This is a genomic window from Salmonella sp. SAL4457 (genome assembly GCF_046548235.1).
Taxonomy (GTDB): domain Bacteria; phylum Pseudomonadota; class Gammaproteobacteria; order Enterobacterales; family Enterobacteriaceae; genus Salmonella; species Salmonella enterica.
In genome coordinates this window covers 1-21,220 of sequence record NZ_JBGDZO010000007.1, presented here as the reverse complement: position 1 = coordinate 21,220, position 21,220 = coordinate 1, and the positions used below count along the sequence as shown (strand labels likewise).

Annotated in this window: 21 protein-coding genes; 9 read left to right on the top strand and 12 right to left on the bottom strand. The window is 52.9% G+C overall.

Going from position 1 to position 21,220, the window contains the following annotated elements:
* Positions 1–10: 10 nt before the first annotated feature.
* The 6 genes from lepA to rseD all read right to left on the bottom strand — a co-directional run bounded on the left by lepA (position 11) and on the right by rseD (position 4,912).
* Positions 11–1,810, bottom strand: a complete 1,800-nt coding sequence (lepA, locus tag ACLJNW_RS19320; RefSeq protein ID WP_000790154.1) for a translation elongation factor 4 — start codon at positions 1,808–1,810, stop codon at positions 11–13.
* Positions 1,811–2,061: 251 nt separating this feature from the next.
* A complete protein-coding gene (gene rseC, locus ACLJNW_RS19315; protein WP_000589088.1) occupies positions 2,062–2,541 on the bottom strand; it encodes a SoxR-reducing system protein RseC in 480 nt (159 codons plus the stop codon).
* Positions 2,538–3,494: a sigma-E factor regulatory protein RseB gene (gene rseB / locus ACLJNW_RS19310; protein ID WP_000812017.1), complete on the bottom strand. Its 957-nt coding sequence runs from the start codon at positions 3,492–3,494 to the stop codon at positions 2,538–2,540. Before rseB ends, rseC begins: the two co-directional genes overlap by 4 nt.
* The gene (rseA, locus tag ACLJNW_RS19305; RefSeq protein WP_001168374.1) at positions 3,494–4,144 is read right to left on the bottom strand and encodes an anti-sigma-E factor RseA; all 651 of its coding nucleotides are present in this window, start codon (positions 4,142–4,144) and stop codon (positions 3,494–3,496) included. The genes rseB and rseA overlap by 1 nt, the downstream gene beginning before the upstream one ends.
* A 31-nt stretch (positions 4,145–4,175) precedes the next feature.
* On the bottom strand, positions 4,176–4,751 hold the full coding sequence (rpoE, locus tag ACLJNW_RS19300) for an RNA polymerase sigma factor RpoE (RefSeq protein ID WP_000003307.1): 576 nt from the start codon (positions 4,749–4,751) through the stop codon (positions 4,176–4,178).
* Complete coding sequence (gene rseD, locus ACLJNW_RS19295) at positions 4,748–4,912, bottom strand: rpoE leader peptide RseD (protein ID WP_014344135.1); 165 nt, start codon at positions 4,910–4,912, stop codon at positions 4,748–4,750. The genes rpoE and rseD overlap by 4 nt, the downstream gene beginning before the upstream one ends.
* A 263-nt stretch (positions 4,913–5,175) precedes the next feature.
* On the opposite strand from rseD, the gene nadB reads away from it, so the two are divergent.
* On the top strand, positions 5,176–6,798 hold the full coding sequence (gene nadB / locus ACLJNW_RS19290) for an L-aspartate oxidase (RefSeq protein ID WP_000989163.1): 1,623 nt from the start codon (positions 5,176–5,178) through the stop codon (positions 6,796–6,798).
* Here the strand turns inward: nadB and trmN are convergent.
* A complete protein-coding gene (trmN, locus tag ACLJNW_RS19285; RefSeq protein ID WP_000083339.1) occupies positions 6,783–7,520 on the bottom strand; it encodes a tRNA(1)(Val) (adenine(37)-N(6))-methyltransferase TrmN in 738 nt (245 codons plus the stop codon). The two genes, nadB and trmN, sit on opposite strands and share 16 nt — an antisense overlap.
* Before the next feature lie 129 nt (positions 7,521–7,649).
* Here trmN and srmB point away from each other — a divergent pair, with 129 nt between their 5' ends.
* A complete protein-coding gene (srmB, locus tag ACLJNW_RS19280) occupies positions 7,650–8,984 on the top strand; it encodes an ATP-dependent RNA helicase SrmB (RefSeq protein WP_000219174.1) in 1,335 nt (444 codons plus the stop codon).
* A 17-nt stretch (positions 8,985–9,001) separates the two neighbouring features.
* Here the strand turns inward: srmB and ACLJNW_RS19275 are convergent, their stop codons facing one another.
* Positions 9,002–9,901 (bottom strand): LysR family transcriptional regulator, encoded by a 900-nt coding sequence (locus ACLJNW_RS19275; protein WP_023204705.1) that lies wholly within the window; start codon positions 9,899–9,901, stop codon positions 9,002–9,004.
* A gap of 102 nt (positions 9,902–10,003) precedes the next feature.
* Here ACLJNW_RS19275 and eamB point away from each other — a divergent pair, with 102 nt between their 5' ends.
* Complete coding sequence (gene eamB, locus ACLJNW_RS19270; protein ID WP_000188415.1) at positions 10,004–10,591, top strand: cysteine/O-acetylserine transporter; 588 nt, start codon at positions 10,004–10,006, stop codon at positions 10,589–10,591.
* A gap of 61 nt (positions 10,592–10,652) precedes the next feature.
* On the opposite strand, the gene grcA is transcribed toward eamB, so the two are convergent.
* A complete protein-coding gene (gene grcA / locus ACLJNW_RS19265) occupies positions 10,653–11,036 on the bottom strand; it encodes an autonomous glycyl radical cofactor GrcA (RefSeq protein ID WP_000627811.1) in 384 nt (127 codons plus the stop codon).
* A 318-nt stretch (positions 11,037–11,354) separates the two neighbouring features.
* Between grcA and ung the strand changes: the two genes are divergently transcribed.
* Entirely contained in the window at positions 11,355–12,044 is a 690-nt protein-coding gene (gene ung, locus ACLJNW_RS19260) for a uracil-DNA glycosylase (protein ID WP_000179978.1), read from the top strand.
* A 115-nt stretch (positions 12,045–12,159) separates the two neighbouring features.
* Here ung and ACLJNW_RS19255 read toward each other — a convergent pair whose 3' ends face one another.
* Complete coding sequence (locus ACLJNW_RS19255) at positions 12,160–13,197, bottom strand: tRNA/rRNA methyltransferase (RefSeq protein WP_000997368.1); 1,038 nt, start codon at positions 13,195–13,197, stop codon at positions 12,160–12,162.
* 203 nt (positions 13,198–13,400) lie between these two features.
* On the opposite strand from ACLJNW_RS19255, the gene trxC reads away from it, so the two are divergent.
* The 5 genes from trxC (at position 13,401) to ACLJNW_RS19230 (ending at position 19,125) form a co-directional block, all read left to right on the top strand.
* Positions 13,401–13,820 carry a thioredoxin TrxC gene (gene trxC / locus ACLJNW_RS19250; protein ID WP_001098732.1) on the top strand — a complete coding sequence of 140 codons (420 nt, stop codon included), beginning with the start codon at positions 13,401–13,403 and terminating at the stop codon, positions 13,818–13,820.
* Positions 13,821–13,892: 72 nt separating this feature from the next.
* Positions 13,893–14,573, top strand: coding sequence for a tRNA-uridine aminocarboxypropyltransferase (gene tapT / locus ACLJNW_RS19245; RefSeq protein ID WP_000183642.1), 681 nt, complete (start codon positions 13,893–13,895; stop codon positions 14,571–14,573).
* Positions 14,574–14,626: 53 nt separating this feature from the next.
* Positions 14,627–17,287, top strand: a complete 2,661-nt coding sequence (pat, locus tag ACLJNW_RS19240) for a protein lysine acetyltransferase (RefSeq protein WP_000082642.1) — start codon at positions 14,627–14,629, stop codon at positions 17,285–17,287.
* A gap of 114 nt (positions 17,288–17,401) precedes the next feature.
* Positions 17,402–18,757, top strand: a complete 1,356-nt coding sequence (gene pssA / locus ACLJNW_RS19235) for a CDP-diacylglycerol--serine O-phosphatidyltransferase (RefSeq protein WP_023204706.1) — start codon at positions 17,402–17,404, stop codon at positions 18,755–18,757.
* Between the two features lie 44 nt (positions 18,758–18,801).
* Positions 18,802–19,125 carry a YfiM family lipoprotein gene (locus ACLJNW_RS19230; protein ID WP_001264473.1) on the top strand — a complete coding sequence of 108 codons (324 nt, stop codon included), beginning with the start codon at positions 18,802–18,804 and terminating at the stop codon, positions 19,123–19,125.
* Here the strand turns inward: ACLJNW_RS19230 and ACLJNW_RS19225 are convergent.
* Positions 19,122–20,423 carry an MFS transporter gene (locus tag ACLJNW_RS19225; protein ID WP_000807810.1) on the bottom strand — a complete coding sequence of 434 codons (1,302 nt, stop codon included), beginning with the start codon at positions 20,421–20,423 and terminating at the stop codon, positions 19,122–19,124. The two genes, ACLJNW_RS19230 and ACLJNW_RS19225, sit on opposite strands and share 4 nt — an antisense overlap.
* Before the next feature lie 103 nt (positions 20,424–20,526).
* A complete protein-coding gene (locus tag ACLJNW_RS19220; protein ID WP_000985653.1) occupies positions 20,527–20,982 on the bottom strand; it encodes a DUF4385 domain-containing protein in 456 nt (151 codons plus the stop codon).
* Positions 20,983–21,220: the final 238 nt, after the last annotated feature.

Here is a 21,220-nt window from a genome sequence, read left to right as displayed (position 1 = left end):
TCCTTAGGGATTATTTATTGTCTTTACCGACATGCAGAATGGCGAGGAACGCCTCCTGAGGCAGCTCGACGTTACCGATCTGCTTCATGCGTTTCTTACCTTCTTTCTGTTTCTGCAGCAGTTTTTTCTTACGACTGATATCGCCGCCGTAGCACTTCGCCAGCACGTTTTTACGTAACTGTTTTACCGTCGAACGAGCAATAATATGCGTACCAATCGCCGCCTGAATCGCGATATCAAACTGCTGGCGTGGAATCAAATCTTTCATTTTCTCCACCAGCTCGCGACCACGGCTTTGCGAGTTATCACGGTGCGTGATCAGCGCCAGCGCATCGACACGCTCGTTGTTGATTAACACATCAACACGCACCATATCGGAAGCCTGGAAGCGCTTGAAGTTATAATCCAGAGACGCATAGCCGCGCGACGTTGATTTCAGACGGTCAAAGAAGTCGAGCACCACTTCCGCCATCGGGATTTCATAGGTCAACGCGACCTGGTTACCGTGATACACCATGTTAGTTTGTACGCCGCGTTTCTCAATACACAGCGTAATAACGTTACCTAAATAGGCTTGTGGTAACAGCATATGACATTCGGCGATAGGCTCGCGCAGTTCATAAATGTTATTCAACGGCGGCAGCTTGGAGGGGCTATCAACATAGATAGTCTCTTTCGCCGTTGTTTCTACTTCATACACCACGGTCGGCGCAGTGGTGATCAGATCCAGATCGTATTCGCGTTCCAGACGCTCCTGAATGATCTCCATGTGCAACAGGCCGAGGAAGCCGCAGCGGAAACCAAAGCCCAGCGCCGAGGAGCTTTCCGGTTCATAAAACAGTGAGGCATCGTTCAGGCTCAGCTTGCCGAGCGCGTCGCGGAAACTTTCATAATCGTCGGAGCTGACCGGGAACAGACCTGCATAGACCTGCGGTTTCACCTTCTTAAAGCCCGGCAACGCTTTTTCCGCTGGGTTACGCGCTGAGGTTAAGGTATCGCCAACCGGCGCGCCGAGGATATCTTTAATGGCGCAGACCAGCCAGCCTACTTCACCGCACTTCAGCTCGGTACGATCAACCTGTTTTGGCGTGAAGATCCCCAGGCGGTCAGCGTTGTAGGTCTGCCCGGTGCTCATCACTTTAATTTTGTCGCCTTTACGCATGGTGCCGTTTTTAATACGCACCAGCGATACCACGCCCAGGTAGTTATCGAACCAGGAGTCAATAATCAGCGCCTGCAGCGGGCCGTCCGGATCGCCTTGCGGCGGCGGGATATCGCGCACCAGGCGTTCCAGAACATCCGTCACGCCGACACCCGTTTTGGCGGAGCAGCGTACCGCGTCCGTCGCATCGATACCGACAATGTCTTCGATTTCTTCCGCCACACGCTCCGGATCGGCGGCCGGCAGGTCAATCTTGTTAAGCACCGGCACCACTTCAAGATCCATTTCCATCGCGGTGTAGCAGTTCGCCAACGTTTGCGCTTCTACGCCCTGGCCGGCATCCACCACCAGCAGCGCGCCCTCGCAGGCGGCTAACGAACGGGAAACTTCATAGGAAAAGTCAACGTGTCCCGGCGTGTCGATAAAGTTCAGTTGATAAGTTTCACCATCAGACGCTTTAAAATCCAGCGTCACACTCTGGGCTTTAATAGTAATACCGCGCTCACGCTCAAGATCCATCGAATCAAGTACCTGAGCTTCCATTTCACGGTCAGACAGGCCACCGCAGATTTGGATAATACGGTCAGACAGCGTCGATTTACCGTGGTCAATGTGAGCAATGATCGAAAAGTTACGTATGTTCTTCATAGAGATAAATTATTATGCCTTACGCCTGGTTGACCAGACTTTAGAGGTCGCTGTTCTGAGCTTAACGTCTGTTTTAACTGAAACGCCGCATTCTACACTACAACGCTAAGGCGAGGAAATGTTCATAGTGTAAGGAGAGCGGGAACTGGAAAACGCCTCGCTTTTTTCCTGTAAAACACCGCAACGCAGGAAAAGCGCATGTTTATCGGGACAACAACCCAACGCGGCAGGTGCACCGTTGGGCAAAACGTTTACTGGCGCGTTTCGATTGAGGTAGTTTCGACGCGGACAAGGTTCGGCGGGAGGGCAACGTTTAAAATCACCGGCTGCCAGGCGTCGCGCTCCGCCAGTTTTCGGGAATAGCCGCGGGCAACCAGAAAACCGCCCACGCCGCCCAGCACGGCCCCGCTTAATGCGGCAAGGTCAGATCCAAACAGCATCTGAAAAAGCGCCGCACAAAGAAATAGCCCTGCTAAAGGCGACATATAGACCAGCAACGCCGAACCTAAAAGGCTTTTTTCGGCGATGCCCAACTCGACTTTCTGCCCCGGCGCCAGCGGCTCCGCGCTTGGCACAACAATGGTATGCGTGGTTTGCGGCCCTAATTTATTCAGCACGCGACTGCCGCATCCCGCACGGGAGGCGCAACTGCTGCATGACGCTTTAACGTCGCAGCTCACCACCGCCTGACCATTCTGCCAGGAGACAACGGTTGCCCACTCTTTAATCATTGTACTGCCCTGAATTTGATACTGTCGGCAATGCGCTTCGCCGTTTGCGGCGGAAGCTCGCCGACAATGGTGATTTCCGCGTTGTCGCGAACGCTGCTATAAACCGTTCGGCGCCCGGTGCGCAGCATCTGATCGCTGCTGTTTTGCGTCGCCCGGTTCACATTGACGGAAAAGCTAAACAGACCGTCAGAATAAAGCCGCGATTCGATAGGCAGGTTATCCATCGTCGGCAACGGACGACGGCTGCTGGAAACTTCGCTAAAGCCTTGCGGCACCCAGGATGGACTCCAGTTAAATTTCGTTTTTTCGCCACCGGGAACAGAAAGCAGCGGCGGCAGATTCGCCTTCGCCAGCGCCTGCATGTTGCTGCCGATATCTTGACTCACCGTGAACGCAATAACGCGGAACTGCTCCAGCGTCTCGCCATCGCGATCCAGCAGATCAACACGCATCGGCAGTTTGGTGTCCATGTCCATCCAGACGATATAGCTGTAACGCGTACCATCGCGCGCCACAACGCGGATAACTTCGCACAATCTGTCTGCGATACGGGTGCGTCCGACAGAAATAAAGTCGTAGTAAGGCGCCAGGCGCTTAAAGTCGGTGTAAATCAGGGAAGGCAGAGAATCGACAATATAATCACCGTTCAGGGTGAACGGCTCAAGGCCCGGTTCAAAATAACTGATTTCATTACCACGCTGTACGACCTCCCGGCGGGGACCGTCCAACTGTAGCAATTGCGCAAGCGGGCGACCATCCAGGCGTGCGTGTCGATAACGTAGAGATTCAACGCCTTGTTTCGTGATGCTGACGAATGACAGCTCGTAATTCAGTGACTGACTGGCGATGTTCATCTGCTGCAATAACGCCCCGGACGCAGGGTCGGCCGAGGCGTTTGCTGAGAAGAACAGGCTAGCCGCCACAAGGGACATGGCAAACCAAAGTTGCTTCATTACTGCGATTGCGTTCCTAAAGTTTGGATTCCTGGCACCTGTACCGCGGCTTGCTGGGTTTGCGCCTGCTCAAACTGAAGCTGTTCGGAGTGCAGTCGGCGCTGCAGTTCATAGTCCTGCAACATGGCATTAATGCGACGACGCTGCTCCTGTACCTGCTGTTGCTGACTGCCGACAGGCGCTGCTTCAGAAGGCACTCCCAGACTTACCGGGCTGGCTTTCCCCATCATAGGCAGGGTATTGAAAACCGGCGTTTCAGGTTGTTGGGATGTTTCAGATTGCCCATTATAGTGCTGGACACCGACGATAACTGCAAGTGAAACGCACGCCGCCACGCCCATTTGGGTAAGCTGCGCCGCCCACGGACGCACTTTTTTCCAGAACGGCATTTTCTGCCATTGCTGCGGAGCGGGTTGGGCCTCAGGGATTAATGGCGACACCTGACGTACTGGCTCGTTTTCAATAGCGGCCATCACGCGAGCGGATATATCGAAATGGAGAACGTCAGGCGTATCCCCCCGCATTGAATCGCGGATCAGGTGATAACTCTCCCAGGTTTTCTGCATTTCCGGGTCGTGCGTAAGCGCTTTGAGCAGCTCACTATCCAACGTTTCGCCATCCATCAAAGCGGAAAGTTTTTCTTTCTGCATGCCTAATACCTTTTCCAGTATCCCGCTATCGTCAACGCCTGATAAGCGGTTGAACTTTATTATCAATAGCTTCCCGCGCCCGGAAGATACGTGAACGCACCGTCCCCACCGGACAATCCATGATAGCCGCTATCTCTTCATAGCTCAGGCCATCCAGCTCCCGTAAGGTGATTGCCATACGTAAATCTTCCGGGAGGGACTCAATAGTTCGGAAAACTATCTGTCTCAGTTCTTCTGACAACATTAAGTTCTCAGGGTTCGAAATTTCTTTCAGCGCGCCGCCGCTTTCAAAGTTTTCTGCTTCAATCGCGTCTACATCACTGGAAGGCGGACGACGCCCCTGCGCAACCAGGTAGTTCTTCGCGGTATTGACCGCAATGCGATACAACCAGGTATAAAAAGCGCTATCCCCCCGGAAAGAATCCAGCGCGCGATAGGCCTTAATAAATGATTCCTGTACGACATCGGGAACGTCGCCCGATGGCACATAGCGGGAAACCAGACTCGCCACTTTATGCTGGTAGCGCACTACCAGTAAGTTAAAGGCTTTCTGATCTCCCTTCTGGACCCGTTCAACCAGGACCTGGTCCGTTAACTGCTCGCTCATCCGAGGTAATGTCTCCCCAAACCAAATTTCCACGCGCTTTCGAAACGCCACTCCATAAGCCGCACTATGAGCAAGCAACAGGTTAGAGTGTCTATGTTTCGTAAAGTTCCGTTACGCATTTGTTTTTGTTTGTCATGTTGTAGACAGGTCTTATCTTCCATTATAAGTCTACAGATGCTGAACAACGCACTATCTGTACAGAAATGCCCATTTCGTCGTTTGCAGAGTAACCTAACAGCATCTTTATTTCACTACAAAATCCGACGCTAACACCCTGCCCTATAAAATATTTTTTGCCGTTTATCTCTCGCCGTATTTTTATTTTATGTTTAATAAGCACAACACTTTTGAAATCATAACGTGCTTTTTAGCGCCATATAGTGCTAATCTGCCGCAACCATGTTTAGTAAATTAAACAAGAACCATGATGACAACTCCTGAACTGTCCTGTGATGTGTTAATTATCGGCAGCGGCGCGGCCGGACTCTCGCTGGCGCTGCGTCTGGCTGAAAAACATAAGATTATCGTCCTGAGTAAAGGGCCGGTGAGCGAGGGCTCCACGTTTTATGCGCAGGGCGGTATTGCCGCCGTGTTTGATGAAACCGACAGTATTGCGTCGCATGTCGAAGATACGCTGATTGCCGGTGCCGGAATTTGCGATCGCCACGCGGTGGAGTTTGTCGCCAGCAACGCCCGTACCTGCGTGCAGTGGCTTATCGATCAGGGCGTGCTGTTTGATACGCATGTCCAGCCAAACGGCAAGGAGAGCTATCATCTCACGCGTGAAGGCGGCCATAGTCATCGCCGTATCCTTCATGCCGCCGACGCTACCGGAAAGGAAGTCGAAACCACATTGGTCAGTCGGGCGCAAAATCATCCTAATATTCAGGTGCTGGAGCGCAGCAACGCCGTTGATTTAATTATCTCCGATAAAATGGGTCTGCCGGGGCCTCGCCGGGTCGTCGGCGCCTGGATCTGGAATCGCAATAAAGAGTGGGTTGAAACCTGTCATGCGAAGTCGGTGGTGCTGGCGACCGGCGGCGCCTCAAAGGTGTATCAATATACCACTAACCCGGATATTTCCTCCGGCGACGGTATCGCGATGGCCTGGCGCGCAGGCTGTCGGGTCGCTAATCTGGAATTTAACCAGTTTCATCCCACCGCCCTTTATCACCCGCAGGCGCGTAATTTTCTCCTTACCGAAGCGCTGCGTGGCGAAGGCGCATACCTTAAACGTCCGGACGGTTCACGGTTTATGCCGGACGTTGACGAACGCGGGGAACTGGCGCCGCGCGATATTGTCGCCCGCGCTATTGACCATGAGATGAAACGACTCGGCGCAGACTGTATGTTTCTCGATATCAGCCACAAGCCTGACGATTTTGTCCGCCAGCACTTCCCGATGATCTATGCGAAACTGCTCGATTTGGGGATGGATTTAACCAAAGAACCGATTCCCATTGTTCCTGCCGCGCACTATACCTGCGGCGGCGTGGTCGTCGATGATTATGGTCGTACCGATGTAGACGGCTTATATGCCATTGGCGAAGTCAGTTACACCGGCCTGCACGGCGCTAACCGTATGGCGTCCAACTCGTTGCTGGAATGCTTAGTGTACGGCTGGTCCGCAGCAATGGATATCGACAGGCGAATGCCTTCTGTCCACAGCGTTGACGTCCTTCCCGCCTGGGATGAAAGCCGCGTGGAGAACGCCGATGAGCGGGTGGTGATTCAGCATAACTGGCACGAACTGCGTCTGCTGATGTGGGACTATGTGGGGATTGTGCGCACGACGAAACGGCTGGAGCGCGCCCTACGGCGTATTACTATGTTGCAACAAGAGATTGACGAGTATTACGCCAACTTTCGCGTCTCGAATAATTTACTGGAGCTGCGCAATCTGGTGCAAGTGGCCGAACTGATTGTGCGTTGCGCGATGATGCGTAAAGAGAGCCGGGGGCTGCACTTTACGCTGGATTATCCGCAACAACTGGCTGAATCAGGCCCATCGATCCTTTCGCCATTAACGCCTCACATAAATAGATAAAATGCCTGGGTCAGCGCCGTATAACTTTCAGAATAATGCTGGTCTGACCCGCGAATTACTAATCTGTCGCTAAAGCACTCCCCGGCTTGCGGGGAGAATGCGAGCAAAACCCGGTGCGGCAAGCGCGCTTCGTTTTCCGCAACGTCAGTACGTAGCCGCAAATGCCATCCCATGTTGAGCGCTTGCTGCGTAAAAGCGTTACCTATTTGTTCCGGCAAGACTACGCAAAAAAAGCCATCTTCGGTAATACAATCCGCCGCAATAGCCAATAACGTCTGGTGATCCAGCGTAGCGGTGTAACGCGCCTGCTCCCGCTGCGGCGTGGCGCATTCCACACCGGGTTCGTAATAAGGCGGGTTGCTGATAATAAGATCAAAGCGTACCGTCTGGCGAGGCGCCCAACGCTGAATATCGTCAGTATGCACCGTTATTCGATGCGGCCAGGGAGAGTGAGCAACGTTTTCCTGCGCTTGCATGGCAGCCCCGGCATCCAGTTCCACGGCGTCAATAGGCACATTGTCATCCGTCCGCTGCGCCAGCATTAACGCCAGCAGACCGCTTCCAGTACCGATATCCAGAATTCGCTTTACATCCGCGACCGGCGCCCACGCCCCGAGTAAAATACCGTCAGTTCCCACTTTCATCGCACACCGATCGTGTGCGACAAAAAACTGTTTAAACGTAAATCCGTTACGACGAAGAGCGGAGCCAGACTGAGACATGTAAAAACAACCTTGCAAAAAACGGCGACAGCGCCGGGTGAAAACAATACCTGAGAAGGGATATCCATACAAACAGATGAAGATTGCGGCCGTAACGTCTATAATCAGCGCCCCACACAGAGGTAGAACATGACTGTAACGACTTTTTCCGAACTTGAACTCGACGAAAGCCTGCTGGATGCCCTCCAGGATAAAGGTTTCACTCGCCCGACCGCCATTCAGGCTGCCGCCATTCCGCCTGCGCTCGATGGCCGTGATGTACTCGGTTCTGCGCCGACAGGCACCGGTAAAACGGCGGCATATCTGCTGCCGGCGTTGCAGCACCTGCTCGACTTTCCGCGTAAAAAATCGGGGCCGCCGCGCATTCTGATCCTGACGCCAACCCGCGAACTGGCAATGCAGGTTGCCGATCACGCTCGTGAACTGGCTAAGCATACTCATCTGGATATCGCCACGATTACCGGCGGCGTGGCCTATATGAACCATGCTGAAGTGTTTAGCGAAAACCAGGATATCGTGGTCGCCACGACGGGCCGTCTGCTGCAATATATAAAAGAAGAGAATTTTGACTGCCGGGCGGTTGAAACACTGATCCTTGACGAAGCTGACCGGATGCTCGACATGGGCTTCGCTCAGGACATTGAACATATCGCTGGTGAGACCCGCTGGCGTAAACAGACGATGCTGTTCTCCGCCACGCTGGAAGGCGATGCGATTAAAGATTTTGCCGAGCGCCTGCTGGAAGACCCGGTTGAGGTTTCCGCCAATCCGTCAACCCGCGAGCGTAAGAAAATTCACCAGTGGTACTACCGTGCCGACAATTTCGAACATAAAGTTGCGCTGTTGAAGCACCTGCTCAAACAAGACGATGCAACCCGTTCTATCGTGTTTGTACGTAAACGTGAACGCGTCCATGAACTGGCTGAAACGCTGCGTCTGGCAGGGATCAACAATTGCTATCTTGAAGGTGAGATGGCGCAGATCAAACGTAACGAAGGTATTAAGCGTCTCACCGACGGCCGCGTTAACGTGCTGGTCGCGACCGACGTCGCGGCACGTGGGATTGATATTCCTGACGTCAGCCACGTCATTAACTTCGACATGCCGCGCAGTGGCGATACCTATCTGCATCGCATTGGTCGTACAGGCCGTGCTGGCCGCAAAGGCACTGCAATCTCGCTGGTAGAAGCCCACGACCATCTGTTGCTGCTGAAAATCGGTCGCTACATCGAAGAGCCGCTAAAAGCGCGCGTCATTGATGAGCTTCGCCCGACCACGCGTGCGCCCAGCGAAAAGCTGACCGGCAAACCGTCGAAAAAAGTGCTGGCGAAACGCGCCGAGAAGAAAAAAGAGAAAGAAAAAGAGAAGCCGCGCGTGAAGAAACGTCACCGCGATACAAAAAATATCGGTAAGCGCCGCAAGCCAAGCGGTACGAAAATGCAGGAGCAATCCAGCGAAGAGTGATGATAATGCCGGGTTCGTTAACCCGGCATTTTTTTATCTTCCACGGTAAAACACGCCTCCATACACTGCATAAATATCTGCATTGCCGGGCTGACCGCTTTCCCGGCATGATGGGCGCACAGCGCCATGATCGATAGCGACGGCGCGCCAAACGGCAGCTCTTTCAACTGACCGGTGCTAAGTTCTCGTTCAACGGCAAATCGCGGTAAAAAGCTGATGCCCAGGTTAGCAGCCACACACTGTTTAATGCTTTCAATACTCCACAGTTCAATGGTGTTTTCCAGCGTAATCCGCCTCTGCCGTAGCGTACTTTCAAATAGCTGGCGGAAGACACATTGCGGTTCATTGATGATGAAGCTGCAGGGGATATGCTGATCTGGCTGCGTAAAATCAGCATCCTGTAGCAGTGGAGAGGCCACCAGCGCCAGCGACTGCTCCCCCAGTTGCTGCATCGTGAGCGCGTCATCATTACCTACGCGATAAAAAACGCCCAGATCGACCTCGTCATTCAGCAACGCATCACGTATCACATAGCAATTCAGCGACTGTAGCGACAATTTGACATTCGGCGCTCGCAGCTTAAAACGTTGTAGAACCTGCGGCATTTTGTACGCCAGTAAGGTTTCACCTGTCGCCACGCGCAGCTCTCCGCCGGGTTCCGCATCCTGTCTTGCGGCTTCACGAATCGACTCCATCACACGCGTCAGTTCATGGATATGCGGCATCAGCTTTTTCCCCTCAGTGGTCAGACACATTCGGCGCCCTATTTTCTCGAACAGTTGCAGGGAAAACTCACGTTCAAGCTGTTGAATATGAAAAGTTACCGTCGACTGAGTGCAGCACAGCTTTTGCGAAGCCCGCAGAAACGAGCCCTCTTCCACTACCGTTTTCAGCGTAATAAACCGACGCAGATCCATAACCACCAACCTATCGAAAATCTCGAATTCAGAATTAAAAAACATTCATTTTTTTAAATATTTCATATCGGGTACTGTCTGCTAAAACAGAGGAGATGACAAGTGACACCGATGCTTTTAAGCGCTTTCTGGACTTATACATTAATCACCGCCCTTACCCCCGGCCCAAACAATATTCTCGCGCTTAGCGCAGCAACTGCACATGGTTTTCGGCAGAGTATTCGTGTACTGGCAGGTATGAGTCTGGGATTTTTGGTCGTCATGCTGCTGTGCGCCGGGATCGCGTTTTCCCTTGCGGTTATCGATCCGGCAATCATTCATTTACTCAGTTGGGTGGGGGCTGCGTATATCCTGTGGCTGGCGTGGAAAATTGCTACCAGTCCAGCGGCGGATGAGAATGTCAGACCAAAACCGGTTGGCTTTTGGGTAAGCTTTGGCCTGCAGTTTGTGAACGTCAAAATTATTCTGTACGGCATTACCGCTCTGTCTACATTTGTTTTACCGCAAACGCAGGCGCTGAACTGGGTCATCGGCGTCAGTATATTGCTGGCATTGATCGGCACGTTCGGTAATGTGTGCTGGGCGCTGGCGGGACATCTGTTTCAGCGGGCGTTTCGCCATTATGGTCGCCAGTTAAATATCATTCTGGCGTTACTGCTGGTGTACTGCGCGGTGCGGATTTTTTACTGACCCAAATAAAACAAAAGCGGAAAAGGCCCGGCCTCTTCCGCTTGTTATTACCGGATAAGCCTTACAGGCTTTCGGTAAAGGTACGAGCGATAACGTCGCGCTGCTGTTCCGGCGTCAGGGAGTTAAAACGCACCGCATAACCAGAAACACGAATAGTCAGCTGCGGGTATTTTTCCGGATGCTTAACCGCGTCTTCCAGAGTTTCACGACGCAGAACGTTAACGTTCAGATGCTGACCGCCTTCAACGCGTACTTCCGGTTTAACTTCCATCGGAATTTCACGGTATTCAATCTCGCCCAGTTTGCTGACAGCCACAACTTCATCTTCAGCAAAGCCGGATTTTGCAACGATGCAGCGCGCTTCGCCTTTTTCGCTGTCCAGCAGCCAGAAGGAATTCAGCAGGTCGTCGTTAGCGGCTTTAGTAATCTGGATACCTGTAATCATGTGATGCCTCCCCAGGCAAAATTATTTGATTTCGGTCGGCCTAATCCCGGCCAATTGGTAAAACCATTGTTGCTTGAGTGTATATATACCCTTCGATCACCCTTCATTCTTTGATTTAAATCAATAAAAACCACACCACAAAAAGGGTGATGAAGGGAATTTATTGTTTTACATCAACTTACACCATTCAGACCTATAAACTTTTTACATAAATTTTCAACTATCTTTTGTAGGTAACCGTTTTTGTAGCACGCAGGATTTTGCACTGCAGAAAGAAGCAGTTAAGCTAAGGGAACTGGAAATTCGCAGGAGAGCGAGATGGCGACTGAGTTAACCTGGCACGATGTGCTGGCTGATGAGAAACAGCAACCTTACTTTATCAATACGCTTCACACTGTTGCTGGCGAGCGTCAGTCGGGTATCACGGTCTACCCGCCGCAAAAAGATGTGTTTAACGCCTTTCGCTTCACGGAACTGGGCGACGTTAAGGTGGTGATCCTGGGACAAGATCCTTACCACGGCCCCGGCCAGGCACATGGTCTGGCGTTTTCCGTGCGCCCTGGGATCGCTCCCCCGCCGTCATTAGTGAATATGTACAAAGAGCTGGAAGCCTCCATTCCCGGCTTTGTTCGCCCCGCGCACGGTTATCTGGAAAGCTGGGCGCGCCAGGGCGTACTGTTACTGAATACGGTGCTCACGGTACGGGCAGGCCAGGCGCACTCTCATGCCAGCCTGGGGTGGGAAACCTTTACGGATAAAGTGATAAGCCTGATTAACCAACACCGCGAAGGGGTCGTCTTCTTGCTGTGGGGCTCGCACGCCCAGAAAAAAGGCGCGATTATTGATCCACAGCGCCACCATATTCTGAAAGCTCCGCATCCCTCGCCACTCTCTGCGCACCGCGGATTTTTTGGCTGTAACCATTTTGCGCTAACGAACCAATGGCTGGAACAACACGGCGAGAAAACTATCGACTGGACGCCAGTATTACCGGCTGAGAGTGAATAACGTTGGCGACTCGCCGTTTTATCGCCCGCATAACGGCGCGAAAGCGCCTTGTCTGACCGGGCGGTAGGAAGTACATCATTGGCCCGGCGCGCGTTGCGTCACCGGGCTGCAGCCCTTACGCTTTATTCTGTCGCCACCACTCGGCGAGCAGTACGCCTGTCGCAACCGACACATTCAGGCTTTCCACGTTCCCGGTGCCGTTAATTTTCACGCACAGATCGTCGGGTTCGCGCGCCGCTTCCGGCAGGTAGTCATATTCACGGCCTAAGACCAGCACCATCTTTTCCGGCAGGGTCGTACTAAAGAGCGCCTGACCGCGATCGCTGGACGTCGTCACCACGGTGTACCCCGCCTGACGAAAATCATCCAGTACGTCAACAATGCTTTCACCAGTGATCGGCTGGACATGCTCCGCCCCGCCTTCCGCAGTACGAATCGCCGCGCCGGACTCCAGCAACGCCGCATCCTGTACCACCACGCCCTTCACGCCGAAGTGCGCGCAGCTACGCATCATGCCGCCCAGATTATGCGGGTTAGCGACATCTTCCAACGCCAGCACGCAGTCTTGATCCGCCGCCTGCTTTACCCATTGCTTAACGGTCGTACCGTTACGCTTTTTAATCAGGAAACACACGCCGCCGTGGTGCTCAGTCCCGGAAGCTTTTGCCAGTTCGGCTTCATCCACCACATGGTAGGCTTTACGATTCGCCGCCATCCAGCGCAGGGCTTCTTTAAAGCGCGGGGTCACGCTTTGGATAAACCAGGCGCGAACGATAGCATCCGGGCGGCTCTGAAATAACGCCTGGCAGGCGTTTTCACCGTAGACGCGCGTCTCTTCCGCACGCTGGCGACGCAAAACTTCAGGGTCGATAAAACTTTTACCGCTAATACCACCATGATCGACTTTTTCAGGCGTTTCATCGCCTGGCGCGCGGGACACGGTGCGCCACGGCGAAGTTTCATGTTTACGGTCACGGCTCTGATTATTTCGCTCATCACGGGCGGGGCGACGTCCACCGTCAGTGCGAGACTTTGCTGGGCGGCCTCCCCCTTTCCCGGTACGCGGGTTATGGGTGCGTTTATCAGAGTCATCATCACTACGGACATACATCACTTTGACTTTGCCGCTTTTGTTTTTTAATTCATCGTTCATGCTTTTCTCCACCAGCGCTGCGCGAAGCGCGAAGATTACCCGATGTGCATCCGGTTAGCCATGATTTCGTTTAAAAGCTTGCGACTATTGTACTCATTGAATAAAACACATTGTTGTTTAGCACAGACTCCTCGATAATATGTAACATTATAGAAACATCCCGCGCGTAGCGGGACGTCTTCCGACGTATTCAGAGGTTAGCTATGAACACCGTTTGTACCCATTGTCAGGCCATTAACCGCATCCCCGACGATCGGCTTCAGGACGCGGCAAAATGTGGACGCTGCGGTCATGAGTTGTTTGACGGAGAAGTCATTAATGCGACCGGCGAAACGCTGGACAAACTGTTGAAGGACGATCTTCCAGTGGTGATCGACTTCTGGGCCCCCTGGTGCGGCCCTTGCCGTAACTTTGCGCCAATCTTCGAGGATGTCGCAGAAGAGCGCAGCGGTAAAGTCCGTTTCGTCAAAGTGAATACCGAGGCGGAACGGGAACTCAGCGCCCGTTTCGGTATCCGCAGCATCCCGACGATTATGATTTTTAAACATGGACAGGTGGTCGATATGCTTAATGGCGCAGTGCCTAAAGCGCCTTTCGACAGCTGGCTGAACGAAGCGCTGTAAACGCCACGGGGCGCATCTTGTGCCCCGTTTTCACCTCTGCCACAATAGCGTTTTTCTCCGCAAACGCTTTCTATGACCAATAACGCTGTCCTTCAGTTACGCGCCGAACGGCTTGCGCGCGCTACACGCCCTTTTCTTGCCAGAGGCAATCGGGTTCGCCGCTGTCAACGCTGCCTGCTGCCGCTAAAATCTTGCCTGTGTGATACGTTAACGCCTTCTCAGGCGAAAAGCCGTTTTTGTCTGGTCATGTTTGACACTGAACCGATGAAACCCAGCAATACCGGCCGGCTGATAGCCGATATTTTGCCGGATACCGCGGCGTTTCAGTGGTCGCGTACCGAGCCGCCACAGGCGTTGCTGGAGTTGGTACAGCATCCGGATTATCAACCGATAGTGGTCTTTCCTGCGTCCTACGCCGGCGAAGCGCGCGAGGTCATTTCCACCCCGCCCGCCGGGAAACCGCCGCTGTTTATTATGCTGGACGGCACCTGGCCCGAAGCACGTAAAATGTTTCGTAAAAGCCCTTATCTGGATCATCTGCCGGTCATTTCCGTCGATTTATCGCGTCTTTCAGCTTATCGTCTGCGTGAAATCCATGCCGAAGGGCAATATTGTACCGCCGAAGTCGCGATAGCGTTGTTAGATCTGGCGGGAGATACCGAGGCGGCAACCAGTTTAGGTGAACATTTCACCCGTTTTAAAACGCGCTATCTGGCAGGAAAAACGCAACATCCGGGAAACGTCACAGCATAAAATAGCGAAAGCGTTTAAAATTATCCGGTCACTTCTGTGTAAGGGAAACCGGTATGAGCCAGCAAGGACTGGAAGCGCTACTGCGACCAAAATCGATCGCGGTGATTGGCGCATCAATGAAGCCCCACCGCGCGGGTTACCTGATGATGCGTAACTTGTTGGCGGGCGGATTCAATGGCCCCGTCCTTCCCGTGACGCCCGCCTGGAAAGCCGTTTTAGGCGTCATGGCCTGGCCGGATATCGCCAGTCTTCCTTTCACACCCGATCTGGCTATTTTATGCACTAACGCCAGCCGTAACCTGGCGTTACTGGACGCGCTTGGCGCGAAAGGGTGTAAAACGTGCATTATCCTTTCTGCTCCCACGTCGCAACATGAAGAACTTCTTGCCTGTGCCCGGCATTATAAAATGCGTCTGCTGGGTCCAAACAGTCTTGGGCTCCTCGCGCCGTGGCAAGGGCTGAATGCCAGCTTTTCTCCCGTCCCGATTAAACAGGGCAAGCTCGCTTTTATTTCCCAGTCTGCCGCAGTTTCCAATACTATTCTTGACTGGGCGCAACAGCGTGAAATGGGCTTTTCCTACTTTATCGCGCTGGGCGATAGCCTGGATATTGATGTCGATGAACTACTGGACTATCTGGCGCGCGATAGCAAGACCAGCGCGATTTTGCTCTATCTGGAACAGTTAAGCGACGCCCGCCGTTTTGTTTCCGCCGCCCGTAGCGCTTCACGTAACAAACCGATTCTGGTGATTAAAAGCGGCCGAAGCCCGGCTGCCCAGCGTTTACTTAATACCAGCGCGGGAATGGACCCTGCGTGGGATGCGGCCATCCAGCGCGCAGGCCTGCTGCGAGTCCAGGATACGCACGAGCTTTTTTCCGCCGTCGAAACACTGAGCCATATGCGTCCGCTACGCGGCGACAGACTGATGATCATCAGCAATGGCGCCGCGCCTGCCGCGCTGGCGTTAGATGAGTTGTGGTCGCGTAACGGCAAGCTGGCGACGTTGAGCGAAGAGACCTGCCTGCAACTACGGCAGGCGCTTCCCGCGCACATTGATATTGCCAATCCGCTGGATCTGTGTGATGACGCCAGCAGCGAACATTACGTCAAAACGCTGGATATCCTGCTCGCCAGTCAGGATTTTGACGCGCTTATGGTTATCCACTCTCCCAGCGCTGCCGCGCCGGGTACGGAAAGCGCCCATGCCCTGATCGAAACGATTAAGCGCCACCCCAGAGGCAAGTTTGTTACGCTGCTGACAAACTGGTGCGGCGAGTTCTCGTCTCAGGAGGCAAGACGGCTATTCAGCGAAGCCGGATTACCAACCTACCGTACGCCGGAAGGCACGATTACCGCGTTTATGCATATGGTGGAATACCGGCGTAACCAGAAGCAACTGCGGGAAACGCCAGCGCTGCCGAGTAACCTGACGTCCAATACCGCTGAGGCGCATAATCTGTTACAGCGGGCGATTGCGGAAGGCGCCACCTCACTGGATACCCATGAAGTACAGCCGATTTTACACGCCTATGGGCTGCATACGCTCCCAACCTGGATTGCCAGCGACAGCGCTGAAGCGGTGCATATCGCCGAACAGATAGGCTATCCGGTAGCTCTCAAGCTGCGCTCGCCCGACATTCCGCATAAATCTGAAGTTCAGGGGGTCATGCTTTACCTGCGGACCGCAAGCGAGGTACAACAGGCTGCGAACGCCATTTTCGATCGTGTAAAGATGGCCTGGCCGCAGGCGCGGATTCACGGTTTGCTGGTACAAAGCATGGCTAACCGCGCCGGCGCGCAGGAGCTGCGTGTGGTGGTCGAGCACGATCCGGTGTTTGGTCCTTTGATTATGTTGGGTGAAGGCGGCGTAGAGTGGCGTCCGGAAGAGCAGGCGGTCGTCGCGCTGCCGCCGCTCAACATGAATCTGGCGCGCTATCTGGTGATTCAGGGCATTAAACAGCGGAAAATTCGCGCCCGTAGCGCGCTGCGTCCGCTGGATATTGTAGGTTTAAGCCAATTGCTGGTCCAGGTTTCAAACCTGATTGTCGACTGCCCGGAAATTCAGCGTCTGGATATCCATCCGCTGCTGGCTTCCGCCAGTGAGTTTACCGCGCTGGATGTGACGCTGGATATTGCCCCGTTTGATGGCGATAACGAAAGTCGACTTGCGGTACGCCCCTATCCCCACCAGCTTGAAGAGTGGGTGGAGATGAAAAATGGCGATCGCTGCCTGTTCCGTCCTATCCTGCCGGAAGATGAGCCCCAACTGCGACAATTCATCGCACAGGTCACCAAAGAGGATCTTTACTACCGTTATTTCAGCGAGATCAACGAATTCACCCATGAAGATTTAGCCAACATGACGCAGATCGACTACGATCGAGAAATGGCCTTTGTGGCCGTGAGGCGGATGGACAATGCTGAAGAGATCCTCGGCGTAACGCGCGCGATCTCCGATCCTGACAACGTAGATGCCGAATTTGCCGTATTGGTGCGTTCAGATCTCAAAGGGTTGGGTTTAGGACGCCGTTTAATGGAGAAATTGATTGCCTATACTCGCGATCACGGATTGAAGCGGCTGAACGGTATTACGATGCCGAACAATCGCGGCATGGTCGCGCTGGCCAGAAAACTGGGATTTCAGGTCGATATTCAGCTCGACGAGGGCATCGTGGGATTGACGCTGAATCTGGCCAAATGTGATGAATCGTGAGTAATGTACTGGAAATGTTGACCACTTTAACGGGTACTGATGTTATTATTGCTCGCTTATGTCGTCTGCATAGCACAGAGGACCCTTCAATGAACAGAGAAGAAATGCACTGTGATGTTGTCAAAATTTAAGCGTAATAAACATCAACAACACCTTGCCCAACTCCCTAAGATTTCTCAGTCAGTTGATGATGTAGATTTCTTTTATACTCCTGCTACTTTTCGGGAGACACTGCTGGAGAAAATCGCCAGCGCGACGCAGCGTATTTGTATCGTTGCCCTGTATCTGGAACAGGACGATGGGGGTAAAGGTATACTCGACGCGCTCTATGCGGCTAAACGGCAGCGTCCTGAACTGGACGTGAGGGTGCTGGTCGACTGGCATCGCGCGCAACGCGGGCGCATTGGCGCAGTGGCCTCGAATACCAATGCAGACTGGTATTGCCGACTGGCGCAGGAAAACCCCGGCATTGATGTCCCGGTTTACGGCGTACCGATTAATACGCGAGAAGCGCTTGGCGTACTGCATTTTAAAGGCTTTATCATTGATGATAGCGTCCTGTACAGCGGCGCCAGCCTGAACGATGTCTATCTCCATCAGCATGACAAATATCGCTACGATCGCTACCAGCTGATTCGCAATCGGCAAATGGCAGACATCATGTTTGACTGGGTGACGCAAAATCTGATGAATGGCCGTGGTGTGAATCGTCTGGATAATACCCAGCGGCCGAAAAGCCCGGAGATTAAAAACGATATCCGCTTATACCGTCAGGAGCTGCGTGATGCGTCATATCATTTTCAGGGTGACGCTAATGACGAGCAGCTCTCCGTTACGCCGCTGGTCGGGCTTGGAAAGTCCAGTCTGTTGAACAAAACCATTTTCCATCTCATGCCCTGTGCGGAGCATAAGCTCACCATTTGTACCCCTTACTTCAATCTACCAGCGGTACTGGTGCGGAATATTATTCAGCTACTGCGCGACGGAAAGAAAGTCGAAATCATTGTTGGCGATAAAACCGCGAATGATTTTTACATTCCGGAAGATGAACCGTTCAAGATCATTGGCGCGCTGCCCTATCTCTATGAGATTAACCTGCGCCGCTTCCTGAGCCGTTTACAGTATTACGTCAATACCGATCAGCTTGTGGTGCGTCTGTGGAAAGATGACGACAATACCTATCATCTGAAAGGGATGTGGGTAGATGATAAATGGATGCTACTCACCGGCAACAACCTGAATCCCCGCGCCTGGCGTCTGGATCTGGAAAACGCCATTTTGATCCACGATCCTAAGCAGGAGCTTGCCCCTCAGCGGGAAAAAGAGCTGGAACTTATCCGAACGCACACAACCATCGTAAAACATTATCGTGACCTGCAGAGCATTGCCGACTATCCGATAAAAGTGCGTAAATTGATTCGCCGTCTGCGCCGGATCCGCATCGACAGATTAATTAGCCGTATCCTGTAATCGAAGCCCCGTCCTGTACGGGGTTTTCTCTTAGGAGTGAACTGGTGCGCGTGTTGATTCCTTTTACGGTGTTGTTTCTCTCCGGGTGCAGCCATCTGGCTAACGACCACTGGAGCGGTCAGGATAAAGCCCAGCATTTTATGGCATCAGCGATGCTATCGGCAGCCGGTAATGAGTATGCGCGTCACCAGGGAGTAAGCCCTGACCGCAGCGCAGCGATAGGGCTGATGTTTTCTTTGAGTCTCGGAGCCTCAAAAGAACTCTGGGACAGCCGCCCGGAAGGCAGCGGCTGGAGCTGGAAAGATTTTGTCTGGGATGTCGCTGGCGCGACAACCGGTTACGCTATCTGGCAAATGGCGCGATACTAAAGGCGTAAGCCCTTTCCTTTACGGTGCAACATCAACGAAACCAGGAAAGCCAGAACGGCCATCGCGGTAACATACCAGAAGAACGAGCTCTCCATACCGACAGATTTTAGCGACAGCGCGACATATTCCGCAGAGCCGCCAAATAACGCGTTTGCTACCGCGTAAGATAAACCGACGCCCAGGGCGCGAACCTGCGCCGGAAACATCTCCGCTTTCAGGATCCCGCTAATCGAGGTATAGAAACTCACAATCAATAGCGCGCACATCACTAAAGCAAATGCGGCATAAGGCGACGTCACATTCTGCAACGCGGAGAGAATTGGAACGGTGAAAAGCGTCGCGAGTGCGCCAAAACATAGCATAGAGGTGCGCCTGCCAATCTTATCGGATAACGCGCCGAATAACGGCTGCACCAACATGAAAACACACAGCGCAGCCGTCATAATGCCGCTGGCGACATTGGCATGCATACCTGCTGTATTTACCAGATATTTCTGCATATAGGTGGTGAAGGTATAAAAGCACAGCGAGCCTGCCGCGGTGAAACCAAGCACCATCAAAAAGGCTTTGCGATTACGCCACAAACCTTTCAACGAACCGGCTTCTTTTAATGCGCGAGTCTCATGCTTCGAGGTTTCATCCAGCTGGCGACGTAGCCATAACGCCACAACCGCCAGCACGGCGCCCAGCGCAAAGGGAATACGCCATCCCCAGGCACGAAGCTCAGCATCGTCCAGAACCTGCTGCAAAATCACAACGACCAGCAATGCCAGTAGTTGGCCACCGATAAGCGTAACGTACTGAAACGACGCGAAAAATCCCTTACGACCTTCAAGCGCAACTTCACTCATATATGTCGCGCTGGTCCCATACTCTCCCCCTACCGAGAGCCCCTGAAATAACCTTGCAATAAGTAGCAGCGCCGGTGCCCAGGTGCCGATGGTATCGTAACCAGGTAAGCAGGCAATCACCAGCGACCCCATGCACATCATGCACACCGAAATCAACATTGAGGCTTTGCGCCCGCGTCGATCTGCAATGCGTCCAAACAGCCAACCACCGATAGGCCGCATTAAAAAACCGGCGGCAAAGACGCCTGCCGTTTGCAAAAGCTGAGTAGTGGTATTACCAGAAGGAAAGAAGATATGTGCAAAATAGAGCGAGCAGAAAGAGTAGACGTAGAAATCAAACCATTCCACTAAGTTTCCGGAAGAGGCCCCCACGATAGCCCATATGCGTCGCCGCATCTCCGGAGCCTCAGCGTTGTTTTTATCTATACGCTGAATAATTTCTGCCATACTGTTCTCCTTGTTGCCAGGCTTAATCGGCCTTTTATTTTGGAGATTCAGATTACGCGAGACCCAAAAGTAAATAAAGTGTTAATTATTTGTTTGCTAATTTTTATCCCCACCGTGCCTGATGCTGGCGTTTCCGTTTCAGATAGTCTTCGTCCTGACGGATTTTATCCCACCAACCTTTGAAAACCGTTGCCGCCGCGGCCTTAATAGGATCATTACCCCGTGTATTCAGGCTGCCGTCTTCTGCATACTTTTTACCGCCTTTATAGTTAGCGTATCGCCTGGCGCGGGTGTATCCCATCTGAATAAATTTACGCGCCATGTCCATACCAACGAAATCATCCTGCTGCCGGTAAGCTTCGAACAACTGGTAGATCTGTTCTGCGGATTTCATCGCCGATGCTTCATCTTTATAGCGCCAGAAAGGAAGAATTTCGCTTTTGTAGGGTTCAACCAGTAGCACCCCCTGCTCGCCTCGTCCAACCTGATACAATTCAGGCTGCTGGCGGAAGTCGATGCTGGAAAAGTCCTGCTGGTAGTTAAAAGGTTTGATAGCCAATGAAAATCCTCACTGCTTATATAAGCACGTGTAAAGGATAGTTCATCGTTAACGATTGGGTGGGATGTACTCTTGTCGGTTCTACAAGAACACCAGCTTCGTAGGCGGGATAATTCCTGTAGGCCGGATAAGGCGGAGCCGCCATCCGGCAGAAACAGACAAAAACAAAAGGCCCTGTCTTCCGACAGGGCCCTTCGTTTTATTTGATGCCTGGCAGTTCCCTACTCTCGCATGGGGA